Source organism: Pseudomonas sp. zfem005, assembly GCF_032621735.1.
GTDB classification, from domain to species: domain Bacteria; phylum Pseudomonadota; class Gammaproteobacteria; order Pseudomonadales; family Pseudomonadaceae; genus Metapseudomonas; species Metapseudomonas solani.
Window position 1 is genome coordinate 726,084 of sequence record NZ_JAVYJE010000001.1, and the last position, 11,904, is coordinate 737,987.

At 68.8% G+C, this 11,904-nt stretch carries 12 protein-coding genes; 6 read left to right on the plus strand and 6 right to left on the minus strand.

Going from position 1 to position 11,904, the window contains the following annotated elements; genetic code table 11:
• Positions 1-42: 42 nt before the first annotated feature.
• The 3 genes from trpB (at position 43) to RTW82_RS03405 (ending at position 2,662) form a co-directional block, all read left to right on the plus strand.
• A complete protein-coding gene (gene trpB / locus RTW82_RS03395) occupies positions 43-1,251 on the plus strand; it encodes a tryptophan synthase subunit beta (RefSeq protein ID WP_184488177.1) in 1,209 nt (402 codons plus the stop codon).
• Positions 1,248-2,057 (plus strand): tryptophan synthase subunit alpha, encoded by an 810-nt coding sequence (trpA, locus tag RTW82_RS03400; RefSeq protein ID WP_316924243.1) that lies wholly within the window; start codon positions 1,248-1,250, stop codon positions 2,055-2,057. Before trpB ends, trpA begins: the two co-directional genes overlap by 4 nt.
• Before the next feature lie 80 nt (positions 2,058-2,137).
• Complete coding sequence (locus tag RTW82_RS03405; protein WP_316924244.1) at positions 2,138-2,662, plus strand: REP-associated tyrosine transposase; 525 nt, start codon at positions 2,138-2,140, stop codon at positions 2,660-2,662.
• An 83-nt stretch (positions 2,663-2,745) separates the two neighbouring features.
• Here the strand turns inward: RTW82_RS03405 and RTW82_RS03410 are convergent, their stop codons facing one another.
• Positions 2,746-3,612: a carboxylate/amino acid/amine transporter gene (locus RTW82_RS03410; RefSeq protein WP_316924245.1), complete on the minus strand. Its 867-nt coding sequence runs from the start codon at positions 3,610-3,612 to the stop codon at positions 2,746-2,748.
• Between the two features lie 105 nt (positions 3,613-3,717).
• On the opposite strand from RTW82_RS03410, the gene RTW82_RS03415 reads away from it, so the two are divergent.
• Positions 3,718-4,398, plus strand: coding sequence for a FadR/GntR family transcriptional regulator (locus RTW82_RS03415; RefSeq protein ID WP_265170172.1), 681 nt, complete (start codon positions 3,718-3,720; stop codon positions 4,396-4,398).
• Between the two features lie 67 nt (positions 4,399-4,465).
• Positions 4,466-5,905 carry a flavin monoamine oxidase family protein gene (locus RTW82_RS03420; protein WP_316924246.1) on the plus strand — a complete coding sequence of 480 codons (1,440 nt, stop codon included), beginning with the start codon at positions 4,466-4,468 and terminating at the stop codon, positions 5,903-5,905.
• A 4-nt stretch (positions 5,906-5,909) separates the two neighbouring features.
• On the opposite strand, the gene RTW82_RS03425 is transcribed toward RTW82_RS03420, so the two are convergent.
• From RTW82_RS03425 to RTW82_RS03445, 5 genes are all read right to left on the minus strand, one after another.
• Positions 5,910-6,278: a DOPA 4,5-dioxygenase family protein gene (locus RTW82_RS03425; protein WP_021219919.1), complete on the minus strand. Its 369-nt coding sequence runs from the start codon at positions 6,276-6,278 to the stop codon at positions 5,910-5,912.
• Positions 6,279-6,334: 56 nt separating this feature from the next.
• Positions 6,335-6,940, minus strand: a complete 606-nt coding sequence (locus RTW82_RS03430) for a hypothetical protein (protein ID WP_316924247.1) — start codon at positions 6,938-6,940, stop codon at positions 6,335-6,337.
• Entirely contained in the window at positions 6,937-8,157 is a 1,221-nt protein-coding gene (locus RTW82_RS03435) for a peptidylprolyl isomerase (protein WP_316924248.1), read from the minus strand. Before RTW82_RS03435 ends, RTW82_RS03430 begins: the two co-directional genes overlap by 4 nt.
• A 40-nt stretch (positions 8,158-8,197) precedes the next feature.
• Complete coding sequence (locus RTW82_RS03440) at positions 8,198-9,184, minus strand: hypothetical protein (RefSeq protein WP_316924249.1); 987 nt, start codon at positions 9,182-9,184, stop codon at positions 8,198-8,200.
• A gap of 122 nt (positions 9,185-9,306) precedes the next feature.
• Positions 9,307-10,257 carry a choline sulfate utilization transcriptional regulator gene (locus RTW82_RS03445; protein WP_021219922.1) on the minus strand — a complete coding sequence of 317 codons (951 nt, stop codon included), beginning with the start codon at positions 10,255-10,257 and terminating at the stop codon, positions 9,307-9,309.
• A 112-nt stretch (positions 10,258-10,369) separates the two neighbouring features.
• On the opposite strand from RTW82_RS03445, the gene betC reads away from it, so the two are divergent.
• On the plus strand, positions 10,370-11,875 hold the full coding sequence (gene betC, locus RTW82_RS03450) for a choline-sulfatase (protein WP_316924250.1): 1,506 nt from the start codon (positions 10,370-10,372) through the stop codon (positions 11,873-11,875).
• The last annotated feature ends 29 nt before the right edge of the window (positions 11,876-11,904 follow it).

Below are 11,904 nucleotides of genomic sequence, written 5' to 3' on the forward strand. Positions count from 1 at the left end.
GTAGAATGGCTGCCATCGGATACCACTCCCAGGAGTTCCACCATGACTTCACTGCGCACCGGCCCAGACGCCAAGGGCCTGTTCGGTTCCTTCGGCGGTCAATACGTCGCCGAAACCCTGATGCCGCTGATCCACGACCTGGCCCGCGAATACGAAGCCGCCAAGGAAGACCCGGAATTCATCAAGGAGCTGGCCTACTTCCAGCGTGACTACGTCGGCCGCCCGAGCCCGCTGTACTTCGCCGAACGCCTGACCGAGCACTGCGGCGGCGCGAAGATCTACCTCAAGCGCGAAGAGCTGAACCACACCGGCGCGCACAAGATCAACAACTGCATCGGCCAGATCCTCCTGGCCAAGCGCATGGGCAAGAAACGCATCATCGCCGAGACCGGCGCCGGCATGCACGGCGTGGCCACCGCCACCGTGGCCGCGCGCTTCGGCATGGAATGCGTGATCTTCATGGGCACCACCGACATCGACCGCCAGCAGGCCAACGTCTTCCGCATGAAGCTGCTGGGCGCCACCGTGATCCCGGTCACCGCCGGCACCGGCACCCTCAAGGACGCGATGAACGAAGCCCTGCGCGACTGGGTGACCAACGTCCACAACACCTTCTACCTGATCGGCACCGTGGCCGGCCCGCACCCGTACCCGGCCATGGTCCGCGACTTCCAGGCCGTCATCGGCAAGGAAACCCGCGAGCAGCTGGCCGAGAAGGAAGGGCGCCTGCCCGATTCCCTGGTCGCCTGCATCGGCGGCGGCTCCAACGCCATGGGCCTGTTCCACCCCTTCCTCGATGACACCGGCGTGGCGATCATCGGCGTCGAGGCGGCCGGCCACGGCATCGAGACCGGCAAGCATGCCGCCAGCCTCAACGGTGGCGTACCCGGTGTACTGCACGGCAACCGCACCTTCCTGCTGCAGGACGAAGACGGCCAGATCATCGACGCCCACTCCATCTCCGCCGGCCTCGACTACCCCGGCATCGGCCCGGAACACGCGTGGCTGCATGACATCGGTCGCGTCGAGTACACCTCCATCACCGACGACGAAGCCCTGGACGCCTTCCACCAGTGCTGCCGCCTCGAAGGCATCATCCCGGCCCTGGAGAGCTCCCACGCCCTGGCCGAAGTGTTCAAGCGCGCACCCGGCCTGCCGAAGGACCACATCATGGTGGTCAACCTCTCCGGCCGTGGCGACAAGGACATGCAGACCGTGATGCACCACATGCAACAGGAGCCCAAGGCATGAGCCGCTTGCAGACCCGCTTTGCCGAACTGAAACAGCAGAACCGCGCCGCCCTGGTGACCTTCCTCACCGCCGGCGACCCGGGTTACGACGCCTCCCTGGCGATCCTCAAGGGCCTGCCGGAAGCCGGCGCCGACGTGATCGAGCTGGGCATGCCCTTCACCGACCCGATGGCCGACGGCCCGTCGATCCAGCTGGCCAACATCCGTGCCCTGGCGGCCAAGCAGAACCTGGCGAAAACCCTGCAGCTGGTTCGCGAGTTCCGTGAAGGCAACCAGAGCACCCCGGTGGTGCTGATGGGCTACTTCAACCCCATCCACTACTACGGCGTCGAGCGCTTCATCGGTGACGCCAAGGAAGCCGGCGTGGACGGCCTGATCGTCGTCGACCTGCCGCCGGAACATAACGAAGACCTGTGCCACCCGGCCCAGGCCGCCGGCATCGACTTCATCCGCCTGACCACCCCGACCACCGACGACAAGCGCCTGCCCGTGGTGCTCGATGGCAGCTCCGGCTTCGTCTATTACGTCTCGGTGGCCGGCGTCACCGGTGCCGGCTCCGCCACCCTGGAGCACGTGCAGGAAGCCGTGGCCCGCCTGCGCCGCCACACCGACCTGCCGGTGGCCATCGGCTTCGGCATCCGCACCGCCGAACACGCCGCCAACATCGCCCGCCTCGCCGACGGCGTGGTAGTGGGCTCCGCCCTGGTGGACCAGATCGCCAAGGCCGAAACCGCCGAACAGGCCATCGACGGCGTCCTCACCCTCTGCAAATCCCTGGCAGAAGGCGTGCGCAGCGCCCGCGCCTGAGCCAGACATGTGAGCTGAAGTCCACGTAGGGTGGGCTTCAGCCCACCAAGAAAGACCCGAACACGAGGCAACGGATTGCCATGTCGAACTACCGCCGAAGCCTGGTGCCCGGCGGCACCTTCTTTTTCACGGTCACCCTGGCCGATCGCCGCGCCACACTGCTGACCGATGCCATCCCTTCGTTGCGCCGGGCCTACTCCATCGCCCTGCAACGCATGCCCTTCGACACCGTCGCCATTTGCGTACTGCCGGACCATCTGCACGCCATCTGGGCCCTGCCGCCCGGGGATGCTGACTTCTCCAGCCGCTGGAGCCTGATCAAGAGCCAGTTCTCCATGACGCTGCCTCCGTCCCCACGCTCGGCAAGCAAGGCGAACCGGCGGGAAAAGGGCATCTGGCAACGGCGCTTCTGGGAGCACCAGATAAGGGACCAGGTCGACCTGGAACGGCACGTCGACTACATCCACCACAACCCGGTCAGACATGGGCTGGTGACACAGGTGAAGGACTGGCCCTATTCGAGCTTCCACCGCTACGTGAAAGACGGGCTGCTACCGGAAGACTGGGCCGGGGATGGGGAGGATGCCGGTGATTTCGGTGAGTAGCGGGGGCATCGTGGTGGGCTGAAGCCCACCCTACGCCCGGAACCGGTGCTCTCGGTAGGGTGGGCTTCAGCCCACCATTGTTACTAAAGCCGCAACTCGACAGGCCGCCGGCCCAGGCGACTTATCCACAGGGAAGCGAGGATGACCGCGCCGCCCAGGGCGAGGCGGGGGAGGTCGGCGTCGCGGTTCCAAATCAGCAGGTTGACCACCAGGCCGGCGGGGACGTGAAGCTCGTTCATCACCGCCAGGGTGCCGGCGCTTACGGCGGTGCTGCCCTTGACCCACCAGAACATGCCCAGGGCCGTGGCGAACAGGCCCATCCACACCAGCACGCCCCATTGCACCGACGTTTGCGGCAGGCGCTCGGGATTGCCGAAGAGCAGGAAGGAGGGCAGCGCCAGCAGCAATGCGCCGAGGAAGAAGTGGCCGAAGAAGCGGTGCAGCGGCTGCTCCACCGGGTAGCGCACCAGCAGGCGGCGGCAGAGCACCTGGCCGGCGGCGAAGGTCGCGTTGGCCACCTGCAGCAGGATGAAGCCCAGCAGGTAGTCGCCCTCCAGGCGGTCGAAGCGGATGATCACCCCGCCGCCCACCGCCACCAGGGCCGCCAGCAGCGCCCAGGGGCTGAAGCGGCGGGACAGGGCGTCGTCCAGCAGGGTCACGTAGATGGGCGTGAGCACGGTGAACAGCAGCACCTCCGGCACCGTGAGCACGGCGAAGCTGCGGTACAGGCACAGGTAGGTGATGCCGAACTGCAGCGCCCCGGCCAGCCAGAACCCCGCCAGCAGCCTTGTCGGCAGCCCGCGCCAGCGGGTGAAGGGCAGGAACACCAGCGCCGCGATCAGCACCCGCGCCAGCACGGCGAAATCGCTGTCCACCCGCCCGGCCAGGTACTCGCCTATGAGGCTGAAGGAAAAGGCCCAGAGCAGGGTGACGACGAGCAGGTAGCGCATGGCGGGTCTCCGAAAACAGGCGGCGGATCATAGGCCGTGGCTCAGCGCGCGTCGATTCGCCACGGGGCCTTGACTTAACTTGGTAACCAAGTAGATTTTCCCGCCATGGACGAATCGATCACACCCGCCCCCAGGGGGCATGCCGCCGACGCCGCGCTGGAAGGCCTGTTCATCGAGATACTCGATGGCCAGCTGGCGCCCGGCGAATCGCTGCCAGCCGAGCGCCTGCTGGCCGAGCGCTACGGCGTCTCGCGCATCACCGTGCGCCAGGCCGTGCACAAGTTGAAGGACGTCGGCCTGGTGGAGGTCCGCCAGGGCGGTGCCAGCCGCGTGCTGGACCCGGCCCGGGCCGATGCACGGGTCTTCGAGCTGCTGCTGCGCTGCGCCGATCGGCTGCAATCCGACGCCGCCACCCGCCTGCTGCGGGACCTGGCCGAGTACCAGCAGCTCTATGCCATCGGCCTGCTGGAGGCGGCCTCGCGCCATGCCACGGATGCCGAGCGGGAACACCTGCTGCAACAGGTGGACACCTGCCCGGCCACGCTCGATGCCGCCGACGCGCAGCGCCTGGAAGACGCCTTCTGGCGACGCATCACCGCCATCGGCCGCAACCGCATCCTGCAGATGGAAATGGCCCTCTGGCAGCGCTGGACCGACGACCAGGACGCCATCGACGGCGATCCCGCCGAGCTGCGCTGGTTCTACCTGACCCTGGCCCGCCAGCTCCTGGCCCGCCAGGACCCCGTGCCCTTCTACCTGGCCTCGGTGCGCACCACCTCGGCCTGAACCCGACGACCGCGGGAAGCGGTCGTTTTTTTGCCTCCGGCAACTTGGTTACCAAGTGGAGAACACCATGCGCTACCGACTGCTCGAACCCCTCTCACTCACCCGTCGGCACCTGCTGTGCCTCAGCGGCGCCGCCCTACTCGCCGCGATTACCCGTAGCGGGCGCGCGGCGGTCCCCGAACCCGCAGCGCTGGAACTGGATGTCGCGATCATCGGTGCCGGCCTCTCCGGCCTGGTGGCGGCGCGGCGCCTGGCCGGCAGCGGCCTGCGCGTGGCGGTGCTGGAGGCCCGCGAGCGGGTGGGCGGGCGCACCGTCAACCAGCCCATGGGCAACGGCCTGGAAGTGGACGGCGGTGGCCAGTGGGTGGGCGGCGACCAGCCGATGGTGATGGAACTGGCCAGCGACCTGGGCATTCCCCTGGTGCCGCAGTACCGCGGCGGGCAGATGGCCGCCCTGCTGGGTGGCGAGCGCTACACCTTCGATGCCGACGAGCCGCCAGGGGACGCCGTGCGCGCACTGCAGGCACGGCTGGAGGCCATGGCCGGGCAGGTGCCCCTGGAAGCGCCCTGGAGCGCGGCCCGCGCCGATGAGTGGGACCGCTGGAGCCTCGCCGCGTGGCTGAAGGCCGAGCGCGCCGATGCCGAGGCCGTCGAGGCGGTGTCCACCACGGTCGCCACCACCCTGAACAGCGCGCCGGACCGGGTCTCGCTGCTGTGGTTTCTCTTCTACCTGCACTCTGCCGGCGGCTTCGCCGCGCTGGACGACCAGGCCCAGCAGTTCCGCCTGCAGGGCGGCGCGCAGCGGCTGTCCCTGAACCTGGCGCAGCAGCTCGGCCCCTCGGTGCTGCTGGGCGCGCCGGTGCGACGCATCGAGGGCTGGGACCGGGAGGCGGTCACCCTGGATTGCGCCCTGGGCCGCCTGCGTGCCCGCCGGGTGATCGTGGCGATGATGCCCGCCGACATGGCCCGCATCGGCTTCTCACCGGCACTGCCCAAGGGGCGCGCCGCCCTGCAGAAGGGCTGGACCGGCGGCAGCGGTATGAAGGTGCACTTGCGCTATGCGCGGCCGTTCTGGAAAGAATCGGGGCTCTCCGGTGCCGGCTTCATCGACAGCGCTCTGGTGCAGATGACCTTCGACAGCAGCCCCGCTCATCAGGGCCTGGGCGTGCTGCTGGCCTTCCTCGACCCGGCGCGGGCGGGGAATGATGCCCGCAAGCGCCAGGCACGGGTGCTGAAGGAGCTGGTGCGGCTGTTCGGCGAGGAAGCGGGCCGACCGCTGGCCTACGTGGAGCAGGACTGGAACCACGAGCCCTGGACCGCCGGCTGCGTATCGCCGCTGCCGCCGGGCCTGCTAAGCCGCCACGGCCGCCACCTGCGCGCGCCCCTGGGCAACCTGCACTGGGCCGGCAGCGAAACGTCGTCTGTCTGGTGCGGCTACCTGGAAGGCGCGGTCCGCGCCGGCCGGCGCGCGGCGGACGAAGTCCTAGCAGCCCTGCGCCCGGCCTGAGTCGCTAGAGGTCGTACTCGATGGCGCCGTCGCTGAGGTCGGAGAGGTCCAGCGGCCGCACGGCGCCCATCCACATCGGGTAGTCGCGGTGGTCGCGCAGGTCGCTGCCGGTGATGGGGTGGACCAGCACGTTGAGGCCGGCCCGGTTGAGGGCGAGCCAGGGGATGAGTTCGCCGAACAGCTCGGGGCGGAAGGCCAGCTGGCAGCTCCAGTCCGGATGGGGGCCGACGGGCTGGCGGTGCAGGCGGCCCATCTTCAGGGGGAAGCGGCGCGCGGCCTCTTCGCAGAGTTCGCGGGCCTGTTCGAAGCTGTCCGCGTCGTAGTAGATGTGGGCGTGGAAGCCCTTGATGCGGGGTAGGGGGGCAGCCTGCATGTTCACCTCTCTCGGGTACCGACGCGCCATGGTACCCGCAACCCACGCGCCCTGGCTCAGGGTTTGGGCGGTGTCGGCACAGTGCCGCCGGGCAGCAGCTGCGGCGCCTGCCGTTCCAAGCGGCTCTGCAGGGCTTCCAGTTGCTGCAGGGCGGCGCGGGCTTCGTCCAGCTCGGCGGCCGTGCGCTCGCCGCTCTGGGCTGCCGCCTCGATGCGCGCGCGGATCTCGGGGATCTGCTGCACGCCGCTGGTGTAGGCCTGCACCAGCTCGCGGGCCTGCCGGTCTTCCAGCGCGGCATACTGGCGCGGGTCGGCCAGCTCGGCGGCAGTGGCCCCCTGGCGGGGCTTGAGGCCGCCCAGCTCGGGGCGGCGCGGGTCGCCCTCCTGCTCCATCATCTGCATGAAGAGAATGGCTTCCTGCTGGTCCAGGGGGCGTTCCTCCGGCACCGCTGCGGCCACCTGGGCCACGGCGGGACGGGGCGCAGGTGTCGGAACGGGGCTGAGCACCGGCTCACGGGCCGTTGCGGCTTCAACCGCCTTGGGGCGTACCACCGGGGCCGCTTCGACGGCGGCCACAGGCGTCGGCTCCAGGGTCACCATGATTCCCGCCACAGCCACGGCGCCCGCACTGCAGACCAGGGCGGCGGCGATCCAGCCCTTCACAGGCCTTCCACCTTGGCGCTGGCCAGCAGGGCGCCGAGTTGCGCATCCACCTGGGCGGCGAGCTTTTCCCGCGCCACGGCCTGGTTCACTTCGAAGCGCACGCTGCGGTCGTCCAGGGGCAGTTGACGGTCCTCGCGGCTGCGCACCCGGACGATCTCGAAGGCGCCGTCGATGTGCATGGGCTGGGACAGGCTGTCGGCCTTCTGGATCAGCGCGGTCTTGCGCAGCAGGTCGAGGTCCTCGTCAGCGGGGCGGATCAGCCCCAGGTCGCCCGGCGGCGTGCGGGTCTTGTCCTCGGCCTGGGAGTAGCGACGCACCGCGTCGTCGAAATCCAGGCCCTTCTGCAGCTCTTCGTAGACGCGGTCGGCGCCGGCCTGGTCGACCAGGCGGATGTGCGCGGCCTGCACCTGGGCGACGTTGCGGTACTGCGCCAGGTTGCGCTGGTAGTAGGCCTGGGCCTCGGCATCGGTGACCTGGGCGGCGAGGGCGCGCAGGGCGTCGGATTCGTGGTGGAAATCGCTGTAGAGGCCGATCTGGTGCAGGTAGCGGTGGCGCACCAGGCGGTCCCGTACCAGGGTTTTGACGCCCGCGCGCTCGGCCGGGGTGAAACCGTCGCGGCCCAGGCGGTACCAGAGGTGATCACGCTGCACCCGGGCCTGCACCTGGCGCGCCAGGTATTCGAGGTTGCCCTTCTGCAGCTCCACCTGGCCCTGGACGTTGTCGCCCCGGTAGAGGTCCAGCAGGTCGAGGCTGTGCTCGGGCTCGCCCGGGAACTGCCAGCGGATCAGCTCCACCTTGGCCGCCGCCTGCTCCTGGACCGGGCCGAGCACCAGGCTGTTGGCCACCAGCACGCGGCTGGACGGTGCCAGCACCTCGCGCAGGCGCCGCGAATCCAGGGGCTGCGGTTGGCGCAGGAAGGGGCGCATGTCCTGGCGGGCGTCGCGGCCGTAGTACTGCTCCAGCAGGTTGCCGGCCTCGATCTCCACCGTGGCGTCCAGGTCGGCGCGGCTCTGGGCGTTGAGCTGGCCCTCCACGTCGCGGGCCAGCAGGTGGTTCTCCACCAGGCCCCGGCGCAGCTGCGCCGGGTCGGTGTTGAACTTCACCCGCGACAGCACCTGCTGCAACAGGGCGATGCTGCGCCCGGGCAGCAGCTCGCCGTCGATGCGCAGGTCCTTGGCGGTGGGCATGGCCTGGGCCGCGCCCAGGTACAGCCCCACCACCAGTCCGGCCAGCAGCCGAGCCCGGCGCCGGGTTCCTTCAGAGTGCCTTGGGTGCATTGAAGCTGTTGGCTCCCTTGGTCAGGACGCTGACGGTGAGCGCGATGGATTCGGGGATCAGCTCCTTGGCCACGCGCAGGCGGGTTGCATAGCTGGTGTCGTAGAGCGGCTCGGGGTGCGCGTAGGCGACCCGGCCGGTCTGCAGCATCAGGTCGCTGACGCTGCGGCTGGCGTCATAGCGACCGATGAGGTTGGCCACCGCGGCCTGGTCGTTGAGGCGCTCGCTGGCGTAGTGGTCGTCGACCCAGCCTTCCCAGCTGGAGTGGCCGTTGGCCGAGGTGATCCACACGTGGTGGGGCTGGGCCACATCGCCCGTGGCGTGCAGCGCGTAGCCGATGGTCTGCAGCGAGGGGGCGGCGCGGAACTGGTCGAACCAGTAGCTGGCGAGGTTATCCACAGGCTGGAACGCGGCGGTCTGGAAGTCGCCGTAGTGCTCCTGCCAGTCGGAGCGACTGCCCCGGCGGTAGTGGGCTTCGGTGGTGTCGAAGTCGGCCCGCTTCAGCTCGCGGTTGTAGAGGTAGACCATGGCGTACCAGTCGACGTCGGAGATGGTGCCGTCGACCTTGTGGTAGCGGTAGTCGTAGCCGCCGTGACGGTTGCCGTGGGCGTCGCCCTCGCGGGTGAGGTTGAGGAAGTGCCAGTAGGAGGTGTAGTTGACGATGCCGGACGCGGCGCCCCACAACGGCGCGTGCTCGTAGCCGACCCACCAGCCGCCCAGGCGCGTGTCCTTGAAGTCGTCCACGTCATAGGCGGCCTGGCCGAGGGTTTCGCCCGCCTTGGCTTCGCTGCCGGCCGCGCTGACGTAAAAGCTGTAGGCCCGGCGCATCTCCTCCGTGGCATAGGGGGAGTTCATGTAGGCCAGTGCATCCTTGACGATGTTCTTGTGGGTGGGCTGGGACCAGGCGTTGGCCTGGCCGGCCATGGCGCAGATGCAGAGACCTGCAGCCAGGTGGACGAGGGGTTTCATCGGCAGCGCTCGGGGAAGTGAATGACCCCAGAAGTGATAGCCGCGCTTTGTGCAACCCGAATGACAGCTCGCGCCCTTTATGGGACTGGCGTCTCAAAATCCTGCAAACCCAACTCCGCCCGTCAGACGGCAATGCCCTCGCGGTTGCGGATACGCTGCACCGGGTCTTCGTCCGCCAGCTCGCGCTGCAACCAGTCGACGAAGCAGGCCACCACCCGCGCCCGGCGCTTGCGCTCGGGCAGCACCACGTAATAGCCGAAGTCGGAGGTGAGGCTGCCTTCGATCACCCGTGCCAGCAGGCCCTGCTCGATGAGGTCATCCACCAGGTAGCGCCAGCCGATGGCCACGCCCTGGCCGGCGATGGCGGCCTGCACCAGCAGGGTGTAGTTGTCGAAGCGCAGGGATCCGGAGCCCGGCGGGCGGTCGATGCCCAGCTCGCGGAACAGCGCCTCCCAGTCGAACCAGCGGGTGCGTACCTCGGGCTTGAGGTGCAGCAGCGGTAACTGGGCGAGGGCGGCGGCGGGCAGGGGGGCGGCCTGGTCCTTGAGCAGGCGTGGGCTGCAGATGGGGAACACCTCCTCGCGGAACAGCAGCAGGGCGTCGCCGTGCTTGAAGCGGCCGTCACCGAAGGCGATGGCGACGTCGATCTCCGAACGCAGCATGTTCATGGTGCGGTCGCTGGTCACCAGACTGACGTCGATTTCCGGGTGGGCTTCGTGGAAGCGGTGCAGGCGCGGCATCAGCCAGTAGGCGGCGAAGGCGAAGTCGGTGGCCACCTGCAGCACCTCGTGCTGGGCCCGCGCGCCCACCGCCTCCAGGCCGAGGTTGATGGCGCGCAGGCCGTCCTGCACATGAACGAAGAGCAGGCGCCCGCTGTCAGTCAGTTCGATGCCGCGGTAGACGCGGTCGAACAGCCGCGTCGCCAGCTGCTTCTCCAGGCGCTGGATCTGCTGGCTCACCGCCGGCTGGGTGGTGCCCAGTTCCACCGCCGCGGCGGTGAAGCTCAGGTGGCGCGCCGCCGCTTCGAATACGCGCAGCAGGTCGAGGGAGAGTTCGGGTTGCAGGTCTGCCATAACGTTTACTTATCCGAGGCATGTCCGCCCATGCGGTTTACCGAAAAGGTGCGGTGATTCCATGATCGACGCCAGCACTCTCGCATAAACCCATCGTATGGATGAAGGCCCCATGAACCGCCCCAACATCCTCTTCATCATGGCCGACCAGATGGCCGCGCCGCTGATGCCCTTCCACGGTGGCCTGCCCCTGCACATGCCCAATCTTTCGCGCTTGGCGGAACGTGCCGTGGTGTTCGACTCGGCCTACTGCAACAGCCCGCTCTGCGCGCCCTCGCGCTTCACCCTGGTGAGCGGCCAGCTGCCGTCGAAGATCGGCGCCTACGACAACGCCGCCGACTTCCCCGCCGACGTGCCCACCTACGCCCATCACCTGCGCCGCCTGGGCTACCGCACCGCGCTGTCCGGCAAGATGCACTTCTGCGGCCCGGACCAGCTGCACGGCTACGAGGAACGCCTGACCAGCGACATCTACCCCGCCGACTACGGCTGGGCGGTGAACTGGGACGAGCCGGACGTGCGCCCGAGCTGGTACCACAACATGTCTTCGGTGCTGCAGGCCGGGCCCTGCGTGCGCACCAACCAGCTGGATTTCGACGACGAGGTGGTGTTCAAGGCGCGCCAGTACCTCTACGACCACGTGCGCGAACAGGCCGGGCGGCCCTTCTGCCTGACGGTGTCGATGACCCATCCCCACGACCCCTACACCATCCCGCGCGAGTACTGGGACCTGTACCGCGAGGCCGACATCCCGCTGCCCTCGGTGCTGCTGGCCCAGCACGAGCAGGACCCGCACGCCCAGCGCCTGCTCAAGGTCATCGACCTGTGGGACAAGCCGCTGCCCAACCAGAAGATCATCGACGCCCGCCGCGCCTACTTCGGCGCCTGCAGCTACGTCGACGCGCAGATCGGCACCCTGCTCAAGACCCTGGAGGACTGTGGCCTGGCCGAGGACACCATCCTGGTGTTCTCCGGCGACCACGGTGACATGCTTGGCGAGCGCGGCCTCTGGTACAAGATGCACTGGTTCGAGATGGCCGCGCGGGTACCGATGCTGGTGCATGCGCCGCAGCGTTTCGCGCCGCGCCGGGTGAAGGCCTCGGTCTCGACCATGGATCTGCTGCCGACCCTGGTGGAACTGGCCGGCGGCAGCCTGGACCCACAGCTGCCGCTGGACGGCCGCTCGCTGCTGCCACACCTGGCAGGCGAGGGCGGGCATGACGAGGTGTTCGGCGAATACATGGCCGAAGGCACCACCAGCCCGCTGATGATGATCCGCCGTGGCCCGTGGAAGTTCGTCTATTCGGAGCAGGACCCGCTGCTGCTCTTCAACCTGGAAAGCGACCCTCGCGAGCTGGAGAACCTGGCCGCATCCGCGAGCCACCGCGAGGTGCTCGAGGCCTTCCTCGCCGAAGCCCGGGCGCGCTGGGACATCCCCGCGATCCACCAGGCGACGCTCGCCAGCCAGCGCCGCCGCCGCTTCGTCGCCGGCGCCCTGGAGCAGGGCCGGCTCACCAGCTGGGACCACCAGCCCTGGGTGGACGCCAGCCAGCAATACATGCGCAACCACATCGACCTCGACGACCTGGAGCGCCGCGCACGTTATCCACAGCCCTGACCAGAGGGGACGAACCCACGGCCGGCCAC

What these genes read in the sequence shown, in the direction of transcription:
- RTW82_RS03440 (WP_316924249.1), bottom strand. Translation starts at nt 9,184, where the DNA reads ATGAAACCCCTCGTCCACCTGGCTGCAGGTCTCTGCATCTGCGCCATG.
- RTW82_RS03445 (WP_021219922.1), bottom strand. Translation starts at nt 10,257, where the DNA reads ATGGCAGACCTGCAACCCGAACTCTCCCTCGACCTGCTGCGCGTATTC.
- RTW82_RS03405 (WP_316924244.1), top strand. Translation starts at nt 2,138, where the DNA reads ATGTCGAACTACCGCCGAAGCCTGGTGCCCGGCGGCACCTTCTTTTTC.
- RTW82_RS03420 (WP_316924246.1), top strand. Translation starts at nt 4,466, where the DNA reads ATGCGCTACCGACTGCTCGAACCCCTCTCACTCACCCGTCGGCACCTG.
- RTW82_RS03410 (WP_316924245.1), bottom strand. Translation starts at nt 3,612, where the DNA reads ATGCGCTACCTGCTCGTCGTCACCCTGCTCTGGGCCTTTTCCTTCAGC.
- RTW82_RS03425 (WP_021219919.1), bottom strand. Translation starts at nt 6,278, where the DNA reads ATGCAGGCTGCCCCCCTACCCCGCATCAAGGGCTTCCACGCCCACATC.
- RTW82_RS03415 (WP_265170172.1), top strand. Translation starts at nt 3,718, where the DNA reads ATGGACGAATCGATCACACCCGCCCCCAGGGGGCATGCCGCCGACGCC.
- betC (WP_316924250.1), top strand. Translation starts at nt 10,370, where the DNA reads ATGAACCGCCCCAACATCCTCTTCATCATGGCCGACCAGATGGCCGCG.
- trpB (WP_184488177.1), top strand. Translation starts at nt 43, where the DNA reads ATGACTTCACTGCGCACCGGCCCAGACGCCAAGGGCCTGTTCGGTTCC.
- trpA (WP_316924243.1), top strand. Translation starts at nt 1,248, where the DNA reads ATGAGCCGCTTGCAGACCCGCTTTGCCGAACTGAAACAGCAGAACCGC.